This is a genomic window from Rhizobium sp. CNPSo 3670 (assembly GCF_057784555.1).
In genome coordinates this window covers 20265-42102 of sequence record NZ_JBXSOL010000013.1, presented here as the reverse complement: position 1 = coordinate 42102, position 21838 = coordinate 20265, and the positions used below count along the sequence as shown (strand labels likewise).

Annotated in this window: 19 protein-coding genes; 6 read left to right on the top strand and 13 right to left on the bottom strand. The window is 61.0% G+C overall.

Annotated elements, in window-relative coordinates; genetic code table 11:
• The 10 genes from AC13QO_RS15440 to AC13QO_RS15395 all read right to left on the bottom strand — a co-directional run bounded on the left by AC13QO_RS15440 (position 1) and on the right by AC13QO_RS15395 (position 11645).
• A complete protein-coding gene (locus AC13QO_RS15440) occupies positions 1 to 2163 on the bottom strand; it encodes a tetratricopeptide repeat protein (protein WP_488541136.1) in 2163 nt (720 codons plus the stop codon).
• Positions 2164 to 2270: 107 nt separating this feature from the next.
• A complete protein-coding gene (locus AC13QO_RS15435; protein WP_488541135.1) occupies positions 2271 to 3155 on the bottom strand; it encodes an intradiol ring-cleavage dioxygenase in 885 nt (294 codons plus the stop codon).
• Between the two features lie 7 nt (positions 3156 to 3162).
• A complete protein-coding gene (locus AC13QO_RS15430) occupies positions 3163 to 4917 on the bottom strand; it encodes an FAD-dependent oxidoreductase (protein WP_488541134.1) in 1755 nt (584 codons plus the stop codon).
• Entirely contained in the window at positions 4910 to 6025 is a 1116-nt protein-coding gene (locus tag AC13QO_RS15425; RefSeq protein WP_488541133.1) for a branched-chain amino acid ABC transporter permease, read from the bottom strand. Before AC13QO_RS15425 ends, AC13QO_RS15430 begins: the two co-directional genes overlap by 8 nt.
• A 7-nt stretch (positions 6026 to 6032) precedes the next feature.
• A complete protein-coding gene (locus AC13QO_RS15420) occupies positions 6033 to 6896 on the bottom strand; it encodes a branched-chain amino acid ABC transporter permease (protein ID WP_488541132.1) in 864 nt (287 codons plus the stop codon).
• Positions 6883 to 7602 carry an ABC transporter ATP-binding protein gene (locus tag AC13QO_RS15415; protein ID WP_285192929.1) on the bottom strand — a complete coding sequence of 240 codons (720 nt, stop codon included), beginning with the start codon at positions 7600 to 7602 and terminating at the stop codon, positions 6883 to 6885. The genes AC13QO_RS15420 and AC13QO_RS15415 overlap by 14 nt, the downstream gene beginning before the upstream one ends.
• A 2-nt stretch (positions 7603 to 7604) precedes the next feature.
• On the bottom strand, positions 7605 to 8324 hold the full coding sequence (locus tag AC13QO_RS15410; protein WP_488541131.1) for an ABC transporter ATP-binding protein: 720 nt from the start codon (positions 8322 to 8324) through the stop codon (positions 7605 to 7607).
• A 50-nt stretch (positions 8325 to 8374) separates the two neighbouring features.
• Positions 8375 to 9655: an ABC transporter substrate-binding protein gene (locus AC13QO_RS15405; RefSeq protein WP_285192927.1), complete on the bottom strand. Its 1281-nt coding sequence runs from the start codon at positions 9653 to 9655 to the stop codon at positions 8375 to 8377.
• A gap of 56 nt (positions 9656 to 9711) precedes the next feature.
• Positions 9712 to 10773, bottom strand: coding sequence for a maleylacetate reductase (locus AC13QO_RS15400; protein WP_488541130.1), 1062 nt, complete (start codon positions 10771 to 10773; stop codon positions 9712 to 9714).
• Positions 10770 to 11645: a dioxygenase family protein gene (locus tag AC13QO_RS15395; RefSeq protein ID WP_097597516.1), complete on the bottom strand. Its 876-nt coding sequence runs from the start codon at positions 11643 to 11645 to the stop codon at positions 10770 to 10772. Before AC13QO_RS15395 ends, AC13QO_RS15400 begins: the two co-directional genes overlap by 4 nt.
• A gap of 98 nt (positions 11646 to 11743) precedes the next feature.
• On the opposite strand from AC13QO_RS15395, the gene AC13QO_RS15390 reads away from it, so the two are divergent.
• Positions 11744 to 12694, top strand: coding sequence for a LysR family transcriptional regulator (locus AC13QO_RS15390; RefSeq protein WP_488541129.1), 951 nt, complete (start codon positions 11744 to 11746; stop codon positions 12692 to 12694).
• Between the two features lie 286 nt (positions 12695 to 12980).
• A complete protein-coding gene (locus tag AC13QO_RS15385) occupies positions 12981 to 14687 on the top strand; it encodes an adenylate/guanylate cyclase domain-containing protein (protein WP_488541128.1) in 1707 nt (568 codons plus the stop codon).
• Positions 14688 to 14850: 163 nt separating this feature from the next.
• On the opposite strand, the gene AC13QO_RS15380 is transcribed toward AC13QO_RS15385, so the two are convergent.
• Positions 14851 to 16491, bottom strand: a complete 1641-nt coding sequence (locus tag AC13QO_RS15380) for a tetratricopeptide repeat protein (RefSeq protein ID WP_488541127.1) — start codon at positions 16489 to 16491, stop codon at positions 14851 to 14853.
• Here AC13QO_RS15380 and AC13QO_RS15375 point away from each other — a divergent pair.
• Positions 16490 to 16765 (top strand): DUF4242 domain-containing protein, encoded by a 276-nt coding sequence (locus AC13QO_RS15375; protein ID WP_085777304.1) that lies wholly within the window; start codon positions 16490 to 16492, stop codon positions 16763 to 16765. The genes AC13QO_RS15380 and AC13QO_RS15375 overlap by 2 nt on opposite strands.
• 204 nt (positions 16766 to 16969) lie before the next feature.
• Here the strand turns inward: AC13QO_RS15375 and AC13QO_RS15370 are convergent, their stop codons facing one another.
• A complete protein-coding gene (locus AC13QO_RS15370) occupies positions 16970 to 17911 on the bottom strand; it encodes a LysR family transcriptional regulator (protein ID WP_488541126.1) in 942 nt (313 codons plus the stop codon).
• A 6-nt stretch (positions 17912 to 17917) separates the two neighbouring features.
• On the opposite strand from AC13QO_RS15370, the gene AC13QO_RS15365 reads away from it, so the two are divergent.
• Complete coding sequence (locus tag AC13QO_RS15365) at positions 17918 to 18757, top strand: SDR family oxidoreductase (protein ID WP_488541125.1); 840 nt, start codon at positions 17918 to 17920, stop codon at positions 18755 to 18757.
• Positions 18758 to 18837: 80 nt separating this feature from the next.
• Positions 18838 to 19227: a limonene-1,2-epoxide hydrolase family protein gene (locus tag AC13QO_RS15360; protein ID WP_488541124.1), complete on the top strand. Its 390-nt coding sequence runs from the start codon at positions 18838 to 18840 to the stop codon at positions 19225 to 19227.
• Between the two features lie 349 nt (positions 19228 to 19576).
• Here the strand turns inward: AC13QO_RS15360 and AC13QO_RS15355 are convergent, their stop codons facing one another.
• On the bottom strand, positions 19577 to 20128 hold the full coding sequence (locus AC13QO_RS15355) for a DUF1003 domain-containing protein (RefSeq protein WP_085777301.1): 552 nt from the start codon (positions 20126 to 20128) through the stop codon (positions 19577 to 19579).
• Between the two features lie 347 nt (positions 20129 to 20475).
• Here AC13QO_RS15355 and AC13QO_RS15350 point away from each other — a divergent pair, with 347 nt between their 5' ends.
• Positions 20476 to 21744 (top strand): DUF892 family protein, encoded by a 1269-nt coding sequence (locus AC13QO_RS15350; protein ID WP_085777300.1) that lies wholly within the window; start codon positions 20476 to 20478, stop codon positions 21742 to 21744.
• Positions 21745 to 21838 lie beyond the last annotated feature (94 nt).

The window sequence follows — 21838 nt, the reverse complement described above, 5'->3', positions numbered from 1 at the left end:
CTATTGTGCCGGTGAAAAATAAAAGACCTTGGTCGAATTTACGTAGGCATAGCTGGTTTCGCCAGCCGGGTTTGCGTGTCTATAGACCGGGCCGCAATCGGCTCGGCCAAATGCGTTTTCACTTTGCTCGCAAAGCAGGTCCCCCTTGACAGAAATCTTCTCGGTCATCATTTGGGACGCCGAGCGAAATGCGGCCTTTCCGTCCAGTTGGACTTGCATCAGCGCAGGGCTATCGGACGGCTCGGTCTTTCCCCGCAGTAGTTTGCCCATGACGGTGGCAGCGATCTCGGCACCCTTCAACCGGTTTTGCTCGTCCCCCTGGAAGCGGAACGGCCATTCCGGCAGCCCCGCCTCGCGCAGCGCGTCGAGGATAAATGCCAAATCCTGGTCTCTGAAATGGGCACTGCCCAGCCGCCATGACGCGAGGCAGTCACGCCCCCCCATGAGACGTTCGGCCTCGGCGACAGTCGCTCGAGCCTCATCAATGCGACCGACACGGACATAGGCCATGGCGAGAGCGGTAACGAACTCGCCGTTACCTTGGGAGCCATAGCCTGCGCGTTTGAAACTGTCTATCGCCCTCTCGTAGTCGCGTTGCAGATAGAAAATCATGCCAGCCGTATATCGGTCGACAGCAGAGGGGTTCGGATCAAACCTGAGCGCCTTGTCGACCGCAGCAGCGGCGTCGGCGTGATTGCCCGTTACCAATTGAACATATGCGGCCGCCATATGGGCCTCGGCATCGGCGGGCCCGAGCGACACGGCCTTCTGCGCCGAGGCGATCGCCTGGTCATAACGTCGGTCCACGACCTGCATGATAGCGAGGACCGCATAAGGCGACGGTAGTTCGGGATCGAGGGCGAGCGCGCGACTTGCCTTGTCGTATGTTCTTTTTCGCGCCAGGGCACTCTGGAGGACGTCGTCATATGCGCTTCGCCAGACAAAGGCCGACGCATGCGCATCGGACGCGAAGGCTTCAGCAAAGCCGCTGTCGAGTTCCTCGGCCTTGTCAAACAGCGCCAATGCCTCCAGCATCCGAGAACGACGGCCGGTACGGGCCGCCTGCTCGGCACGCAGATAATAGTCATAAGCTTCGAGATTGGCGGTCGGGGGTCGGGCAATTCGCTCTACCTCGGACGGGGTGAGTTCCAGACCGAGCGCATTGGCGATCTGGCGGCTCATCGCATCCTGGACAGCAAACACATCCGCCCCGCTGCGATCAAACCGATTGGCCCACAGATGGTCGCCGCTCACAGCGTCGACCAGCTGCGCGTTGACGCGCATCAGGTCGCCCATGCGCTGAACACTGCCCTCCACGACAAAGCGCACGCCGAGGTCACGGCGTATGTCTGCCAGCAAGTGGGGCTTATCCTTGTAGGCAAAGACGGAATTCTGTGAAATGACATCAAGTTTCGACAACCTGGTGAGGTCGGTGATCAGGTTGTCGGTAATGCCGTCGGCGAAGTAATCCTGGGTTTGGTCACTCAAGTTGGCGAAGGGTAGCACTGCGATCGATGCGCGTTGCTTCTGCGGCCATTGCCAGGCGACGACAGCCGCGCTGGCAAGGATCAACAGCGCCGCGAGCGCCAGCAGTGCGATACCTCGTGACCTTGGCCGAGGGGAAAAGACGACCGTGCCGATGTGCCCTGGGTCAAGCAGAACGCGATAGACGCGAACCGGGTCCGCAATGTTTTTCAGTCGATGCTCGCCGAGTGCCGAGAAGCCGACATCGACCTTGTGCACAACATGGTCGAATGCGGTCCCGGATATGAAGATTCCGCCAGGTTCGGCAATTGCCTGCAGACGGGCGGCTATGTTGACGCCGTCGCCATAGATGTCATCGGCTTCAACGATAATGTCGCCAAGATTGATCCCGATGCGAAATCGAATGCGCTGCTCCTCGGAAACTCCTTGGTCTCTGCTGGGCATTTTCCGCTGGATGACGGCCGCACATTGAACCGCGTCCACAACGCTGGCAAACTCGACGAGTGCGCCGTCACCCATGAGTTTGATGATCCGGCCATGATGCTCTTCGATGGCGGAATCAACCAGCTCCCGGCGGCAGGCCTTCAACCGCTCGAAGGTGCCGCTCTCATCCACTCCCATGAGACGACTATAGCCTACCACGTCAGCGGAAAGTATCGCGGCGAGACGCCTCTCCATTTCTCTGCCCCACGATTTTGATACAGGGAGCTGAGCATCTTACCACGACCGAGGGCGCGCTGGCACAGGAGTCCGGTCTTTTCGCTAATTTGGGGGCTAGCCTGTTTTCACTTTCGTTCCGGCGCCAGCACGAAATCGTGCTCGACCTGCCAGAATGATCCTGCGAAACCGAGCTCCCCTGCCTTTGTGGGGTCGTCCGTCAGCTTGAATTCGGCCAGCAAACTCTCCTTGACCCCGAAGACCGCATCGGAATGGATGTAGCGATCGTCGGGATCAAAAATATGGGTCGTCAGCGTCTCAAACCCGTCTGCCTTGATGATATAGTGCAGATGGGCAGGTCGGTAGGGGTGACGGCCGAGCGCAGCGAGCAATTGCCCCACGGGACCATCGTCTGGGATCGGATAGTATTTCGGCTTCACCGCGCGGAACCAATAGTGTCCGTCCTTGCCGGTGCGGAATACGCCGCGCAAATTGAAATCGGGCTGGATGCCCTTCTGCTGGACGTCATAGAACCCTTCGTCATTCGCCTGCCAGACGTCGAGCACCGCGTTTTCGATCGGGCGGCCTTCGGTATCGAGGATTCGGCCGCTGATCACCATGTCCTCACCCTTCTGGTCGAGGCAGATATTGGCGCCCATCGGCAGTTCCGGCGCATCCGCGACATGGAAGGGGCCGAGAACCGTGCTTTCGGACGCGCCGGATGGTTTACGGTTGTTGATTGCGTCGACCAACATCGACACGCCGAGCACGTCCGACAGCAGAATGAATTCCTGCCGCCAGTCGGTGCAGGTGTGACCGGTGCGGGTGAGAAAGAGGATCGCTTCCATCCATTCGTCCTGGGTCGGCTCCAGCTCTTTCACCGCCTCATGCAGCTTGCGGGTCACCACCTCCATCACCTGCTTCAGCCGCGCATCGAGTGCATTGGTGTTGCGGCCGGTGACAACCTCGACAGAGTTTTCCTCAGTGAAATAGCCTTTTTCTTCAAAGCTCATTGTCGCCTCACCGATCCAGAATTGCTTTCAATGCACGACGCAGCTCGTTTTCCGGATCGGCGACTGCGGCATGCGAACGCCAGCCGACATGATGGTCCGGACGCACGAGCAGAACGCCGGCATCGCGGATTTCGCGGGCGCGCGCCCAGTCTCCCGTCAGGTCCTGCCATTCCTGCCGCGGGCCGATCTTATGAGTCGTGATTGGCAGGCCGAACTCCTTCGACAAAGCCCTCGCCGCCGCAATCCAGCCGTCGCCACCGATACCGGTCAACAGGGTGAAGACGCCATGACCGGTGAGATCGAGGCTCGATACTTTCCTGCCGCTGTCGTTGAACAGCCAGGCATGCGGCAGCCGCGCACCCGGCCACGTCGTCGGTTGGAAATGCAGCTCGGCATCCTTCTCGTAGGCTGGCTCCGGCTGCCCGTCCTTGATGATGGCGTTCGAAGCATAGCGATGGTTCATCTCCACGCCATGCGCGTCGAACTCGTAGACCTTATAGGCGATCGCCTCGCGGATCGCCGTGCGCTGGCGCTCCGCATCGGCGGTGTCATCGCAGCGCGCATCCATGTTCTGCTGCATTTTCACCGGATCGACGGAATCGAGCAGACCCAGCGACTTGAAGATCGGGCCGAATTCCTCGATCGACTTGTTGGCGCGGGTAACGATCTGCTTGGCGACCGGCGCACGTTCGGCCTGGTAGCTCTCAAGCAGGCCCATGCCCGCCTGACCCTTGAGGACCAATGCGAGCTTCCACGCGAGATTGAAGCCATCCTGGATCGAGGTGTTGGAGCCGAGGCCGTTCGAAGGCGGATGGCGATGGACGGCATCCCCCATGCAGAACACCCGACCGTTCGACATAGTCGTCGCGTACATGTTGTTCACGGTCCAGGTCGAAACGGATTTGATCTTCGGCTTGAGATCGGCAACGCCGACCAGTTCGCGCACGACCTTGGTGGCGAAAGCATCGTCGACCTGAGGCGCGGGCTGATTGATGTCATAGCCCCAGACGATCAGCCATTCATTCCATGGCCGCACCATGCGAACAAGGCCCATGCCGATGCCGCCGACATCGGCGCCAGGCTGCAGCACCCAGTAAAGCACCGACGGGCGATGGGCGACATAGCGCGAGAGATCGGCCTCGAACAGAATGTTCATCGAGCCGGCAACGCCCATCTTACCTTCGAAGGTCAGGCCGGCATGTTCCGCCACCTTGGAGTTGCCGCCATCGGCGCCGATCAGGAATTTCGAACGGATCACCAGCTCCCTGCCGGTCAAGCGGTCGAGACAGGTGGTCGTGACCCCTTCGGCATCCTGAACATGGCTCACATACTCCGTCGACATGCGCGCCTGCGCGCCGCGCGAGCATGCTGTCTTGAACAGCAGCGGCTCCATGTAAGTCTGCGGCAGGTCGTTCATGTGGGCGGGCGATGAAAGAAGGTGCTCGGCACGCGACAGCGGGTGGTTGCCCCAGCTCTGCATGCGGCCGATTTCCTCGCCGGCAACCGCCGTGCAGAAGACATTCTGCCCCATCAGATCCTGTTCGACCGCGAAGAGATAGGCCTCCTCCTCGACGTCGCGACCGAGATCGCGCAGAACCTCCATCGTCCGCTGGTTGGTGATGTGCGCGCGCGGCGTGCTAGCCAGCCAGCGATAACGGTTGATCACCATCGGCTCGAGGCCGTAGGTCGCAAGCAGCGCTGATGTCGCCGAGCCGGCGGGTCCCGTACCGATGATCAGAACGTCGGTGGTGATGTCAGCCATTTGGCCCTCCCTTTTCATCATGTAGCGTTGATCCGCCTCTCAGCAGGCGGCGGACCGGAAAGAGTTCCCAACCGGTACGGCTGGATATGAGACCCCAGAGACCCCGTGGCGCGAACAGCATCGTGACGATAGCAAGCGCGCCCAGCGCAAGGAGATACCAGGAGCCGTAGCTCGAAAAGGCATTCTGCAGCAGGAAGAAGACGAGCACGCCGACCAGCGGCCCTTCGATGGTGCCGATGCCGCCTATGACGACAATGAACACGACATAGGCGGTCCAGTCGGTCAGCGAGAACGCGGCATCCGGCGATATGCGCGCCTTCTGCAGGTAAATGAGCGCACCGACCATGCCGGTGACGGAAGCGGTTGCCAGATAGACAAGGATCTTCAGCCGCCGCGCATCGACGCCGAGCGCACGGGCCGCTGTCTCATTGTCGCGCACGGCAGCAAGGCCAAGGCCCTGCTTGCTGCGCAGCAGCCGATAGATGAAGCCGATCGTCAGCGCGACGAGAGCCAGCGCCAGCCAATAGGTGAGCGCATCGGCCGCGGCCGCGGAACGCATGCCGAACCAGTTCTGCAGCACCGAAATACCGAGCATATCCTTGGTGGCTTCGCGCGGCAGCGAAGTTCCCGTTCCGCCGCCGAGCATCTTCCATTGGGCGAACAGCAACCGCCCGACTTCGGCGATGACCCAGGTGCCGATCGCAAAATAGGGGCCGTAAAGCCGGAAGGAAAAGAAGGCGGCTGGCGCTGCGATCAGCATTGCAAAGAGGCCGGCGAGCGGAATGGCGAGGATCGGGTCGACGCCGGCAAGAATGACGAAGCCGAACAGCGCATAGGCGCCGGAGCCGACAAAGAGCTGCTGCCCGACCGAGATCAGTCCGGCATAGCCGGCAAGCAGGTTCCAACTCTGCGCCAGCGCCAGCATCGTCAGGATGAAGAAAAGATCCTGCACGACGCCGCGCGACACCATGAAGGGTGCAGCGGCGAGCGCGGCCGCCGCGACAAGCGAGAGGATGATGAAGATGCTCGAAAGCCGCGTCCGCGTTTCCACCCGCCAGCCCGGCGGTGCAGCAATTTCGCTCGGCATTGTTTCGAAACCCGGAGTCATGGCGCCCTCAATCCACGGCGCGAGGGAAAAGACCGCGCGGCCGGAAGACCAGCACGAGCAGGAAGGCGATATGCCCGGCAAGAATCTGCCATTCGGGATTGACCGCAGCGCCGACCGTCTGGGCAACTCCCAGGATGACCCCGCCTGCAAGCGTGCCCCACAGCGAGCCGAGACCACCGATGATAACGGCTTCGAAGGCGTAGATCAGCCGCGCCGGCCCAGCCGTCGGATCGAAGTTCGCCCGCATACCGAGATAAAGGGCAGCAACCGTCACGATCATCATCGCAAGCCCGGTCGCGACGGCGAAGATCGTATTCGGCCGAATGCCCATCAGGCTCGCCGTCACCACATCGTCCGAGGTGGCTCGAAAGGCGCAGCCGAGCTCGGTGCGGTAGATGAGCTGGTTGAGACCGACGATCACGAGGACTGCCGAGGCAAAGGTGATGAGCGGCATCAGGCCGGCGCCCACACCACCGAATTGGAGTGAAGCCGTTTCGAGGGCGCCCGCGGAGATCCGCCGGCTATCGGCCGTGAAGCCCTCCAGCAGACCGTTCTGAATGACGATCGACAGGCCGAAGGTGACGAGCAAGGGTGGCAGGATGTCGTTGCCAAGGGTGCGGTTCAGCAGGTGATATTGCAGCACCCAACCGACGGCGAACATCAAGGGTGCGGCGATCAGCGCAGCCAGGAAGGGATTGAGCCCCAACAAAGAGACAAGCACCAGGATCAGGAAAGCCGCCAGGACGATGAGATCGCCATGGGCGAGATTGACCAGGCGCATGATGCCGAAAACCAGGCTGAGACCTGCCGCGAACAGCGCATAGAGCCCCCCGAGCAGAACACCTTGCAGAAGCGTATCAAGCCAGTTCATGGGTGTCCGCTCCAAAATAGGCCGCATGGATATCGGCGCGATCGAGTTCTGCAGGGCGGCCGGTCAGGGTGATGCGGCCCTCCATCATGCAGTAGATGCGATCGGCCACCTTCAGCGCCTGGGCGATATCCTGCTCGACGATGACGGTGGCCGCACCCGCAGCACGGATATGGGAAAAGGCGGCATAAATGTCCTTGATGACCACGGGGGCGAGGCCGAGGCTCAGCTCGTCGCACAGAAGAACCTCCGGATTGGACATCAGCGCCCGGCCGATGGCGACCATCTGCTGTTGCCCGCCCGAGAGCGCCGTCGCCGGATTGCGGCGTCTCTCCTTCAGGACCGGAAATAGCGAATAGATGCTGTCGAGCGTCCAAGGTCCAGCGACGCGGCGGCCATAGCGGCCGATCTGCAGATTTTCCTCGACCGACAGCGACGGGAACAACTTCCGCCCCTCCGGCACGAGCGCGATGCCGCGCCGCACGACATCGGATGCAAGCATTGCCCCAATCGGCTCGCCATGGTGCAGGACCATATCGGGCTTGTTGGCAATGACACCGGCGATCGAGCGCATCAATGTCGATTTCCCCGCGCCATTGGCGCCGATAATGGCGATGGTCTCGCCCGCCTCAAGCCTGATATCAACCCCGAGCACGGCCTGGAAATCGCCGTAGGAGGCCGTAAGGCCGCGAGTTTCGATGAGGCTCATCGTCAGACCTCCATCCCGAGATAGATTTCGCGCACCTCGCTCGAACCCATGATCGCATCGGGCTTGCCGATGCCGATCACCCGGCCGAAATTGAGCACGAGGATGCGCTCGGCCACAGCTGTAAGAGCATGCAGCACATGCTCGATCCAGATGATGGCGATGCCGCGCTGGTGAACCCGCTTGATCGTCGCGATGAGCTGGCGGCATTCGCCTTCCGTCAATCCGCCGGCGATCTCGTCGAGAAGCAACAGCTTCGGCTGGGTGGCGAGCGCACGCGCCAATTCCAGCCGCTTGCGTTCAAGCAGGGTCAACGATCCGGCAGGCACATTGGCTTCGGCGATCAAGCCGGTCTCGACAAGGATGTCCGCGCACGAAGCCGAGACATCGCTTTCCCGCGCCTTGGCACCGAAAGCACCGGCAACCAGCAGGTTTTCATAGGCCGTCAGACGCGCGAAAGGCTGCGGGATCTGGAAGGTGCGGCCCATGCCGGCAAGGCAACGTTGCATCGGCGGCACATGGGTGACATCGCGGCCGTCGAACTGGATCGATCCTCCGGCAACGGAGAGATTGCCGTTGATAAGGTTGAACAGCGTCGATTTGCCGGCGCCGTTCGGCCCGATGACGCCGAGCGCCTCGCCAGGCTCGACAGAGAAGCCGATATCCTCGGCGACGACGAGCGCGCCGAACGACTTCGAGACTCCCTTCAATTCCAGTAGGGGCATTGTCGTTCTCCGTTGGCGGCCGCCCGACCGAGTGCCGGGCAACCCTCCTTTCACGCAAGGGCTTCGAGCTTGCCGCCAAGCGGTACGTTCGGCGCCAGCCCGTTTTCGACGACGACGAGATCGTAGCCGCCGCCGGATTTCAGCCGCCATTGGCCGCCGACCAGCGGCGTCTTGGCGACATTCTTTTGCGCGAACGGCGGCAGTTTCTCGTTTCCCCAGGCAACCGGCCCGACGAGCGTGTCGAGCTTGGTCTCGCCGATCGCCTTGGCGACGGCATCGCCATCGCTCGCATCCTCGCTCCGCGTCATGACATCGACGGCGAGCTCGAACAGTGCATGGGCAAAGCCGATCGGCTGGGTCCATGGTCGGCCGGTTGTCTTGGTGAAGGCAGCCGCCACGGCGGCTGCGGTCTCGCCCGTCAGCGACGATTTGAACGGATGCGTCGGGGTCCACCAAACCTCGGTCGAGAGATTGTGCCCGGCATTTCCCAACGCTTCGACGGTCTGCGGGAAGAGAAGCGCCTTGCCGATCGAGGCGACCTTGGGCTTCAGGCCTTGCTGCTTGGCCTGGTTCCAGAAAGTGGTGAGGTCGGGTGGGATCATCACCCCGGTCAGGATATCGGTGCCTGCCTGCTTGAAGGCATTGATCTGCGCCGAGAAATCATCCGTGAGGTTCTGGTAGCGGCCGGTATCCGTCAGTCCGTAGCCGAGCTTTTCCAGAACCGGCGGGAAGCCGACGACCTTGTCGCCCCAGGCATTCCCGTCACCATCGTTCGGGAACAGGCCACCGACCTTTTTATTCGTCTCGATTTGGCTCCACATGCCTGTAAAGACGGCGATGATATCCTCAAGGCCCCAGAAGAAATGATAGGCGTAATTGAAGGGCTTCCAGGAGGCCGGATCGCCGGGATTGCCCTGCTGGCCGATGAACCAGGGCTGCCACGGCGCGACCGTGGAAATGCAGGGCATCTCCTCGCCCTCGCAGGTCGTGGAAACCGGATTGGTCGTCTCCGGCGTCGAGGATACGAGCATCAGGTTGATCTGGCTGTCGACGATCAGCTCCTTTGCGACCTCGGCAGCGCGGTTCGGGTTCGACTGGCTGTCCTTGACCACGACCTCGTAGTTCAGGCCCTTTGCCTTCGTCGTCGCCAGAAAGGCATCGATGACGAACTTGTCGGCCTCGCCGAAAGCGGCGAGCGGCCCCGTCTGCGGGCTGACATAGCCAAGCTTGATTGCCGCATTCTTGGCAATCGCCGGCATGGGCAGGCCCGACGTTGCAATCAATGCGCCGCCGGCCGCCGTCGTCTTCAGAAAATCGCGTCTCGTGAACATGTTTCCTCCTCCCATTGTCGCTCCTCCCAAAGAGCGCGCCCGCAGGCGCCTGTGTCTCAGTCCGTCGGCCGCCGGCCCTCCCAAGCGTCCTGCAGAAGCTGGCGGATCGCACTCCGTTCGATCGGTCGCGGATTCCAGTAGGGATTCTCAACAGCGATCGCAGCCGCGCGATTGAGATCATTTTCTGTCAGCCCGAATTCCTTGAGCGATAAGGGCGATCCGATCGCCCTGGCGAAATCCCAGAGCCCGCCACCGATGGCGCCGCCGAAAATATCGGCCGCGCCTGCCAGCTCCGATGCCGCGGCTGCGGCATTGAAGGCGGCCGTATGCGGCAGCATCACCGCATGGGTTTCGGCATGCGGCGTATCGAAGGAACCGCCGAGCGTATGACAAATCTTGTGATGCAACGCCATGCCGACCGTGCCGAGCACCGAACCGCAGAGCCAGGCGCCGTAAAGGGCATCGCTGCGCGCCTCGGCGTTCTTCGGATCGTTGACGATAACCGGCAGGCTTCGGGCAAAGGCGCGCAGGCCTTCCAGCGCCATCAGGCTCGAAATCGGGTTGCGGTCTTGCGCGTAAAGCCCTTCGATCGCATGGGCCATGGCGTTCAGCCCACTCGTCACGCTCATGGCGACCGGCAGGCCGAGCGTCAGCTCGGGATCGTAAATCACGATCTCCGGCAATATGCTGGCATCGCGCACCGTCGTCTTGCGGCCGGCTTCGGTCTGCCCGAGGATCGGCGTCACCTCCGAGCCGGCATAGGTCGTGGGAATGACGATCTGGAGAAGATCGGTGCGATAGGCAACCGCCTTGCCGAGCCCCGTTGTCGATCCGCCGCCGAGGGAGACGACACAGTCCGCCGCGGTTTCCGCCACCACCCGCATCGCCGCCTCCGTCACCTCGACCGGCGTGTGCATGGTCGCGCCCGAGAAGACGCCGCAGGCAAGCGGCCCGATCTCTTCGGCCAGCGCGTCTGCATCAGCCTTCTGATGCGGCGTCGAGAGGATCAAGGCCCGCTTGCGGCCGGCTTTGGCGACCCATTGCGCGACCCGATTGCGGCTGCCGGCACCGAAGACGATTTGGGCGGGACTGCCCGCATAGGAAAAATCCTGGGTCATGCCGCCCTCCCCGGCTTTGCTCGCACCATCACGAAGGTGAGGCTCAACGCCTTGGCGGGCTGTCCATCGATCTCGGACGGCTCGAAGCAGACAATGAGCTCGGGCCGCACGCCGAAGAGGGCGTCTTCGCCAAGGTGTGGATCGCTCGCATCGTAAATCTGGGTGGTGATCGTCTCGAAGCCCTTGGCACGAACGACGAAATGCAGGTTCGCCGGGCGACGCAGCGGATAGCCCGCCTCGGCGAGCAGCCGCCCGACCGGGCCATCGTCCGGCACGCCATAACCCGACGGCATGACGGAGCGATAATGGAACCGTCCGTCGATATCGGTATGGAAGAGGCCGCGCAGATTATGTTCCGGCTGCAAATCCGGCTGCTGGTTCTCGTAAAAGCCCTCGGCATTCGCCTGCCAGGTGACGACCTCGGCGCCTGCGATCGGCAGGCCATCGAGATCCTGCACCCGCACGGCCACCGCCAGCGGCTCGCCGATGCCGTCGAGCGAGATCGAAGAGCCCGATACCCTTGCTGGCGCATCATTGCGGAAAAACGGTCCGCGAATGGTATTCGGCGTCGCCGCTTTCGGTCGCCGCGAATTGATTTCCTCGACCAGGGCCGACGCCCCGATGAGATCGGACAGAAGCACCCATTCCTGTCGCCGCTCGTCCGAGGCATGGCCGACATCGGTCAGGAAGGCAATGACCTTGCGCCACTCGTCCTGGGTCGGGCGAAACTGCTTGATGAGATCATGAACATGGATGACGGCGGCAGCGATCAGCCGTGACAGATTGCCGTCACTGCCGGCGGAGAAGCGTTCCGAGAAAACCTCCGCCGAGGTCGCCTCGCTGAATGTGAGCGCCTTTGCACGCTCCGCCATGCTCATCCTCCACGATCTCACGTGTATCCGAGATTGATACTAGCAGTCGGAATTGCATGGATTGATGATTTTGTTGCAAAACAATATAACGCATTGTTATGAAGTTCGATGAACGTCACCTGATCCAGCTTGCCGCCGTTGTCAAAACAGGCGGCGTAACCGAAGGTGCGGCCTTACTGGGCCTCGCTCAGCCTGCCGTGTCGCGCACCTTGTCCATGTTGGAGAAGCGCGTGGCCGAGCCGCTCTTCGTCAAGGGTCGCCGGCCATTGCAGCCGACGCCGTTTGGCCTTTCGCTCGCCGAGCACGGCCTCGTCATGCTCGCAGCCTCGCGCAAAGCCTCCGATCTCGTCGAAAGCTTCCGCGTCGGCAAGAGCGGCGTCGTGCGGATCGGCGGCACGCCCTTCTTCATGGATGCGCTGATTGCCGGACTGTGCGCAGAGTTTCAGACAAGCCGTCCGGACGTGCGGATCGATCAAAGCTACGGTTATTTCCCGGATCTGCGCGCGGCGCTGAAGGCAGATCAGATCGACCTCGCCATATGCCCGATCGACATACTCGACGAGGGTTCCGGGCTCGAATTCCAGCAGATCCTCCCGGGCCGCAATGTCGTGGCCTGTCGGGTAACCCATCCGCTGCTTCTGAAACGGCGGCCGCAGCCGAGCCATCTGCTCGACTATCCGTGGATTGCGCCGCCACCCGGAAGCCCGCTGCTGGCGGACCTGCGCGCACTGCTGCTCTCCTTCGGCGCCACCGAGATCAAGATCCGCTACGGCGGCGGCTCGCTGATGAGTGTAATCAACTACCTGAAATCGGCGGATGCGCTGACCATCATGCCGCACAGCGTCGTCTTCGCGCAGCGCAAGGAAAAGACGATCACCGCACTGCCAATCACGATCCCTCATCCAGAGCGCGCACTTGCGATCCTCAAGCGCGTCGATGCTCCACGAGCTCCCGCCGTCGATCAATTTGCCGAATTCGTCCGCCTGGGTTTCCAAGATCTTCGGCACTTGATCAAACGTCATGAGGAGTCGGTGATTTGGGGAGTTTGAGAGCCCCCATGAGATACGAACCGGGACCGCGTTCTGGGCTAGAAGTCCCATATCTCAAATGTTCCAGGAGCAGGCCCGGCTGCGGCCGAGAAGGAATGACCGATTTGGGGCCGGGAGCGGTCGTCGGCCTATCGGCTCTCAAGAGAGAACTCGACGCCGGCGGCCACAAAGAGGGATGACGGCTTGATGGAGGTGGAGGTCGCCTGGGCATTAGCCCTTTACCTTTTGTTGACTCACCCGCGCTTGAACAATAACTTGGGAACTTGGTCGTGGGGCTTGTCCTCAAATGACGGATCATTCTCTTCAGCGTCGCCTTGCCGTCATCGTCGTTGCCGATGTGGTGGGATATTCACGCCTGATGGAGGCTGATGAAGTCGCAACGCTTGAGAACCTCAGGGAACTCCGTTCTGGCGTTATCGAGCCGGCTGTGTTGCGTCACAAGGGTCGCATCTTCAAGGTTGTGGGCGACGGCTTCCTGATCGAGTTCGGCAGCGCGGTGGACGCGGTCGACGCGGCCTTGGAAATGCAACGAGCCATCACCGCTGTTGAGGGTTCCGAAGACCGGCGCCTGCTTTTGCGCGTGGGCGTCAATCTCGGAGATGTCATCGACGACGGTTCAGACGTCCTCGGCGACGGGGTCAATGTCGCGGCGCGCCTCCAGACGCAGGCCGCGCCGGGAGGTATCTGCATTTCAGCCAGCGTTCACGGCGAGATCGTCGGGGAGATCGCCGACCAGTTCTTCGATGCAGGTGAACGCTACCTGAAGAACCTGACCCGCCCAGTCCACGTGTGGCATTGGCCGGATGCGCTGCAGAGCATATTGCCGCTGCCGGAAAATCCCTCGATCGCTGTATTGCCGTTCACGAATATGAGTGGGAATGAAACGGATGAGCCTTTCGTCGACGGCTTGACTGAAGACCTGATCACCGACCTTTCCCGCACTGCTGGCCTGTTCGTCATCGCGCGCAATTCCGTCTACGGCTACAAAGGCAAGCCGATCGACGTACGGCTCGTCGCCCAGGAACTCGGCGTCCGCTACGTCCTCGAGGGGAGCGCCAGACGCGCAATGGGCCGTGTCCGCATCAATGCTCAATTGGTCGACGCGCTTGGCGGCCAGCACTTGTGGGCCGAACGGTTTGACAGGACGTTGGAAGATGTTTTCGAGTTGCAGGATGAGGTCAACGCCAAGATTGTTGAAGCTCTCGTCGGCCGGCTGACCATTCCGACGCCGCGCAATCGGCCGAAAAACTTCGAGGCCTACGATCTGTGTGTGCGCGCCCGCCTGTTGACGGAAGAGTCGCCGCAAACCGAGCGTGAGGCCTATATGCTGCTCCAACGCGCGGTCAAGCTCGAGCCATCCTATGCCGAGGCGCTCGGTCTGCTCGCCTATAACCGTTGGCTTGCCTGGACTCATTTCGGCGAGCCCGAAGATCCTAATCGTCGGATGGCGGTGACATCAGCGCAGAAGGCGGTCGACCTCGATCCCAACGATGCCGGCTGCCGTTACGTTCTGGGGACCATTCTGGCTTATGAGCGGCGATGGGAGGAATCCGAGGCCGCCTTCGCCATGGCCCTGAAACTCGACCCCAACCACGCCGATACCTGGGCCGCCATGTCTGATATGTCCGTGCTGGACGGCAGGATTGCCGACGGACTGGCGCAGATCGAAAAAGCTCTGCGGCTCAATCCCTATCCAGCCTGCTGGTATCTTTGTCATCTTGGCCAGGCGCAATACGCTGCGGGTGACTATGAGGCGGCAACCGCTACACTGCGCAGGAAAGAAACGTATCGCACCAACTCACGCAAATTCCTGGCTGCTGCGCTTGCGCAGTTGGGCCACCATGAGGAGGCGCGGCGAGAAGCGGAATTGTTCCTGATCGCCCACCCTCATTTCACGATCGGCCATTGGCTCAGCTCCCAGCCGCTGCGCGATGCATCTGTACGGGACCACTTTGTCGACGGCTTCCGAAAGGCTGGCCTGCCGGAGACGTGACAGCGGGAGGGGGACAGTCCGGACGCGCTCAGGACTTGATCAACGGAAATGCGCTGCGGCGCATTTCTGCCATCTCTGTCACAGCGCTATTACTCGAAACGACCATATGCGCCTGGTCAAGGTGCGAAGCAAACCGAGCAAGCGATGATTACGCCAAAGGCGATCATTGTAGCGGTTTGCGGGGCGCCGCGCCGCCGGCGAGTTGGGCGGATACGCCCCTCCGGCCTCCGTCATTCCAGGCCTCGAGCCGGGAATCCATGGCCACAGCCGATAATGCCGGCGTGGGTCCTCGGGTCAAGCCCGGCCAATGCCGCCTGCGGCCGAACGTGCCCGCCATCCTCACCCTGAAGAGAGCTCGTTCGCTTTCCGGGCATAGCGATCCGCCTGCTCCTGCTCGCCCATTGCTGCCAGCAGAAGGGCCAGGGTTCCGATACGACTGGGGGTCCCCGGGACGCGACCTTATCGCCGTAAGGTAATGTGACCTTGCTTCCATGAAGGCGCCTTTCTCGTGAAGCAGCACCCCAAGATTGTTATGTGCTTCGGCGTAATTCGGCGACGAGCTCAGTGCTGCGCGATAGTGTGATTCTGCTGCCTCGACGTCCCGAGCCTCAAGAAGCATCGCATAGTTATAATGCGCTTCGGCGTAGTCTGACCTCAGCTGCAACGCCTGTCGGTAGTGCGCCTCAGCGGCTCCCGCATCACCGTTTTTCTCGAGGAAGACCGCGAAATTGTTGTGGGCTTCGGCAAAGCCTGGTCGAAGCCGCAGGGCCTCCTGAAAATGCTGATGCGCTTCGAAGCGGTCACCCCATTGGTCGAAAAGACCAGCCAGACGCAGAAGGGCGTCGACGTGACCCGGTCGGCACTTTAGAGCCAGCCGATAATGGGCTGCCGCTTCATCAGGGCGATCGGTTTCCTCGAGGAGTATCGCGAAATTGTAGTGAGCTTCCGGATATTGGGGCCAGAGACGAACGGCATCCCGGTATCGAGCCTCAGCGGCGGTTCTGTGGCCGGCGGCCTTCAGGATGACACCCAGATTGTTGTGCGCTTCCGGATAGTCCGCGCGTAGCTCCAATGCCTTTTCGTAACAATGCCGTTCCCCTGCCAACTCCTTCTCATCCGCAGCGGTCATTCCCGCCCCTTTCAGGAACCAGTCCTCGGCGGTCATCCGCTCTTCGGAACGCCCCGCAAGCGCTGCGTGGTCGACCGACACGATCCGATAGAGATGTCGCCTCGGCAGGAAGTCGCCCTTGAGTTCGAAGACATCAACCTCCTGGAAGAGATAGACGGGCAAATCGATAAGATCGAGTATGGTCTGCGTGACGAAGAGGGTGTCCGGCTCGGCACATGATTCCACCCGCTTCGCGATGTTCAAGGCACGACCGATCCAGGCGTGGTCATCGTGCATTTGGGAACATTCGCCGAAGTGACAGCCCACCCGGATTGGCAAATCGTTCGCCTGGCCGGCCGTCAGGTGACGCCGCCGCTGTTTCCAGTAGGCGATGAGTTTCAACGAGAAATGGACGGCTACGTCAGCAGATTCGAATAGATAAAGATGCCCGTCGCCTGTAAAATTCTCGTGCCGTCGTCCGTATTGGCTGGCAAGCGTCTGAGACAGGTAACGATATTCTGCAATCGCGCTCGTGATCGTGTCGCGCGAAACCGTGTTCCAAACCGCTGAGTGTCGGACGAGGTCTGTGAATACGGCGGCAAAATAGATGTCCATTCGCAACGGCCGGAAGTTAAAGCGATCGCGCGACATGTCCAAACGCATGCTGTCATCGCTCAACACAAGGACAATCATCATGCCACAGTACATGGTCGAAAGACATCTGCCAGGAATCACTCCCGATCAGCTCAGTGCAGCGGCATCGCGCGCAAAAAATGTCACTGCCGAGATGACCAGGCAAGGTAAGCCGGTGCGCTATCTGCGCTCGACATTCATCCCCGCCGAGGAACGATCATTCTGCCTATTCGACGCTTCGTCGGAGCAGGATGTGAAGGAGGCAAACGAACGCGCCGAGATCCCGCTGGTGAGAATTACCGAAGTCAGGCACATCTCGGCCGACGATGTGAACTAGCGCATCCAGCGCAACAAAGCGCAATTGTTGCGACACCGCGTCCGGTCAGCCCCCGCCTTGAGCCTTTCGGGCTGGCTGAAACTCTTGTTGGCTCAATGGGTCATAGACCAGCCCTGCGGCCAAGCCGGTCGGGCGGCGCTTTGGGGGATTGCGATCAGCGCCGAAGTCTGGCCTTCCCGCTAGCGCCACCCGAACCCCGCAACACTACTGTCCGGCAAACACCACCTCGTCCCAAGGTGGACGCGCCGGGAAAACCTCATCGAGAAATGTCAGAAATGCTTTGACATTCGGATTGGCGCGGCGGCTCTCTGGCCAGAGTGCAATCATGCTGGAGCGGTCGACGGCGAAGGCGGCGAGGATCGGCACGAGTTCGCCACGTTTCACATAGGGCGCGGCGATGTAGGTTGGAGAGATGCCGACGCCGCCGCCGGCGACGAGGACAGCGGCGACACCATCGCTTGTGTCCACCGTGATCCCAATCTCTGGCGTGGCCTCGAAGACTCGTTTTCCTGATGCAAAGGGCCAGCGAAGTGTCTGGCCCGAGCTCTGGAAGCGAAAATTGACGCAGTCATGCCCCGCCAGTTCGTCAGGATGTCGAGGCGTACCCCGTCGTCTCAGATACTCGGGCGAAGCAAAGGCACAAAGGCGATGCGGCGCAAGCCGTCGGGACTTCAAACGGGAGTCGGCCAGCGCTCCAACCCGAATGGCGACATCTATACCCTCCTCGATCATGTCCACGAACTGATCTCCCAGGCGCAGATCGATTGCGAGTTTCGGATGGCGTGCGCGCAAGCGAGGAAGCGCCGGGCCGAGTATATGCACGCCGACCGGAAGTGGTGCCGATATCCGGAGAATGCCGGACGGTTCGGCGCGGGCGGCCATTGCGGCCTGCTCGATATCCTCGGCCTGCCGCAGCAGACGCAGCGCGCGATCGTGCAGATCGCGGCCCTCCGGCGTAAGCGTCAGAGAGCGCGTGGTACGGAGGAACAGGACAATGCCGAGCTGCTGCTCGAGCCGCTGGACGCTCTTGCTGACGGCCGACGGTGACACCGCAAGCGCGCGGGCTGCCGCAGTGTAGCTTCCAAGGGATGCGGCCCGCGCAAATGCAATCAGGCCCGTGAGACGTTCTATGCCGATTTGTGCCATGATGGCATGAGTAAAGCGAATATTGGGCCAATTATCAATCGAGGCAATTGGAATTACTTTCTGGCCATCGGCGCAATCGAGCGCCTCCAAAACGGAGCCAGAGCGATGGGCACTCAATCAAACATCTCGGATACCCTATCAGGCAAAACCATACTCATCGTCGGCGGCACCTCGGGGATCGGCCTCGCCGCAGCCACACAAGCCAAGTCCTTCGGCGCAAAAGTCATCGTGGTCGGATCTGACGCCGAACGGGCAAAACAAGCCGCAGAACAACATGGCCTCAGTGGCTGGAGGGCGGCCGATGTGACCAAGCGCGCGGCCATCGAATCCGCGCTCGCTGATATCGACCATGTCGATCACCTCGTCTTGCTGGCCGGAAGCTTCGTCGTCGGCAAGGTGCTGGAAGCCGACGTCGACCATCTGCGCCGCGCGTTCGAAGAGCGCGTCTGGGCGGGGATATATACGCTTCGGTCCATTGGAGACCGGCTCGCCGCCGACGGTTCGGTGACATTCGTATCCGGAGCACTGGGCGACCGACCAAATGCCTATGGGACGGCGGTTCTAGCTGCCGCTTCGGCAGCGATGGAAGCATTGGCACGCGGCCTTGCGTTGGAACTCGCGCCGCGCCGGGTGAACACCCTTTCGCCGGGTCCGATCGATACTCCACTGCTCGGCAAGGCACTTGGCGACGGTCGCGACGCCTTTGTCGAGGGCCTCAGGGCAACATTGCCGTTACATCGTCTCGGGAGCGCTGGGGAAGCCGGGGCGGCAGTCGTGTTCTTGATGGCGAATGGCTGGATGAACGGCGCGACGCTCAACCTGGACGGTGGATCGCGGCTGGTCTGAAGGCTTTTCAGCATTGCGAGCCAGACCTCTCTGAAATTTGTCGCTAGGGTTCTCGAACCCTTCAAGAAGGAATTCACTGAATGTCGACTGATCCAACCAAGACAGCCCTGACCTTCTTCGGCCACTGGAACGCGGGCCACATCGACGAGGCGATCGCCATGCTTTCCGAAGAAGTGCTGTATGACAACGTACCGCTCCCGAATATCATCGGGCGCGAGAACGTCCGAAAGTTTCACCGGGATTTCGGAATTGGAACGACATTCACCGTCGATTGGACGGTGACACAGATCGCGGCGGCCGGAAATCTCGTCCTTAACGAACGGCTTGATGTGTTCCTGCATGAGGGTGGTGGAAAAATCATACTTCCGGTCATGGGGACGCTGACAGTCGTGGAGGGAGCGATCACCGTGTGGCGCGACTATTTCGATCCCTCTGATTTCGATCGGCAGTTGGCTCTCATCGGGAAATAACTCGATGGAATATATTGGAGGGCCAACGGCGAGCGGGCGGCAACGCACCCCCCACTCACCGTCATTCCAGGCCTTGAGCCGGAATCCATTGCCACAGTCGCGGAGGCGGGCGTGGGTCCTCGGGTCAAGCCCGAGGACGACGGAGGGGTGAACCTTCTGCCGATACAGTATGCGCGCGCCAAAGGCGCACGCACCGCCACCGCAAGCCTCAGCGGACACCGCGGCCACATCATCAACACGGCATCCGTGGCCGCCTACAAGCTATTTCCGACAGCGGCCGTCCACTGCGCCGACAACAACGGCGAGGCACCAACATCCGCCCGCTTTTACAGCGCGAACATTGCCCCTTCTACTTGTCTTCCCCTTCCGCCTGGATGCGATCCAACACGGCTTCCGGCGCGATGTCCTTCTTCAGCTCTTCTACCTCATGGTCCGCCTCGGTCGGGACTTCAAGCTTCTTTGCAATGGCTTCGACCATGGCGATCAGGCGTGTCGTCTCGTGTTCGTTTAATAAGCTGATCTGGAGGTCGAGATCGGCGCGGATATTGTCTTGTGCAGCCATTCGGTTCTGGTTGATCAAGACGAATGTCGAGAGAAAGATCGCCTCGACCGAAGCCTCCATAGCGAGAATGACCAAAGAGGGGTCCCAGGGTGGAACCTGTGGGAGCAATCCCACATTGGCGATGATCCAGACTCCGTAAAACACGATGTGAATGTAGACGAACATCATGGAACCGGCGAACTTGCTGATCAAAGCAGCGGAACGCTCCTGAGCAGACGCTGCATTTTGGCTCTGCCGGCGGCGCTGCATGATAGCCTCGATGTTACGGGTTAACGCAGGCGTTAATCCTTCCGCGGCCGGTGTTGTCGGGCTCTTGCGCTCCGGATGGTCGTCGTTCATTCCGCAATCCTCGGATCTGTAATTGATGGTTTCCACCTTTGCCGAAAACTGCCCTACGAAGATCCGGTTCAATGTTGGCTGCAATTCCCTGGGGCGAACGTCGCCCCGGCAGTTTGCGCCAAGCGTTGCCGCCGTCGTTCTGCAATATCTCGCTTTGAGTGGAGTGGACTGTGGGCGCGGCGAACTCAGACAGCAATCAAGTATCATGCGGCCTGCGCTGGCGAGCAGGCTATGACCGAAAGATTGCACGCGCTTGACGACCGGGTGACTAGCTACCTCCTCCGCCGGCCCGTGTGGAACATTCGCCACCGAGTGCGGTTATGGGCCAGTTCAAAGGAGGACTCGGCATGTACCATCACGTCAAAAAGCTCATGTACACCGTTCGGGTGGATGAGCCTGATCCCCGATTCGGAAATATGCTCCTTGAGCAGTTCGGCGGGGCCAACGGCGAACTCGCGGCGGCAATGCAGTATTCGATCCAAGGCCTGAACTGCGAGGATCCCGGGCGGAAAGACCTGCTGATGGATATCGGCACCGAGGAGCTCAGCCATCTCGAAATCGTCGGCACGCTTGCCAGAATGCACCTAAAACCCTTGAAGTCCGTTCGCGAGGAGGCTGAAGCCGATCCTTTGATTGCCATTGCTGGCGGCGGCGGCGTGAACCTCTTCAATTCCATGGGCAACCCCTGGACGGCCGACTATCTGAAGATAACCGGCGAGCTCGACGTGGACTTGCGAAGCAACATCGCAGCCGAAGCCCGTGCGAAGATCGTCTATGAACGCCTGATCGACTTCTGCCGCGATTCCGGCACGAAGGACGCTCTGCAATTTCTCATGACAAGAGAGATCACCCATATGCGGGCATTCCAGCTCGCACTCGAAAGCATGGGCAAACCTCCCCTCAGTGTTGGAAGAATCGCTCCCACACCGGGGCTGGTCGACCAATTCTTCAACGACTCGACGGGCGAAGGCGACCTCGGCGAGGTCGATGTTCGCGGTCCGTGGAACGAAGGAGAGCCCTGGAAATTCGTCGAGGCTCCGGCGTTCCAGGGGTTCAAGGGCGCCGACGAGACTGCACCGGCAATCGAAGCGCGAAGCGCGCCGCCGGAAAGATCGGAAGGGATCGAGGCGGTGCTCGTGGACGAGCTTCGCGACCTGCTGCATGCCGAAAAGCAGTTGCTCAAAGCGCTTCCCAAGCTGCAGAAGGCAGCCCGCTCCCAGCAACTGCAGACCTTGCTGCAGAAACATCTTGCCGAGACCGAAGCGCAGGTCGAACGGCTGAACGAGTGTCTGCGAGTACTCGGCTCCGCGGCAAGAGCAAAACCTTGCAAGGGAATGGCTGGCCTGATCGAGGAGGGTGAAGAGGTAATGGCGGAAGGCAAGAAGAGAGAAGACGCTCCTGCAGATCTGGCTCTCATCGGTGCAGCATTGCGCGTCGAACATTACGAAATTGCCGCTTACACCACCGCGCGTAATCTTGCCCTTCAGCTTGCACAGCCGGCGGTCGCTCGATTGCTGACATTGTCGCTGGGTGAGGAACAGAATGCGGGCCATCTCTTGGATCAGCTTGCTCAACCCCTTATGTCGGCGGCAAGAATGCCTGCCAGCGTCCGTTGACGTGGCTGGTAATCGTGGCACCCGCGGAGGCGTCAGAGGCGCCGCCCGCGGGTGCCGCTTTACGGCAGAATTGGGCTAAGGCTCTATCGCACGC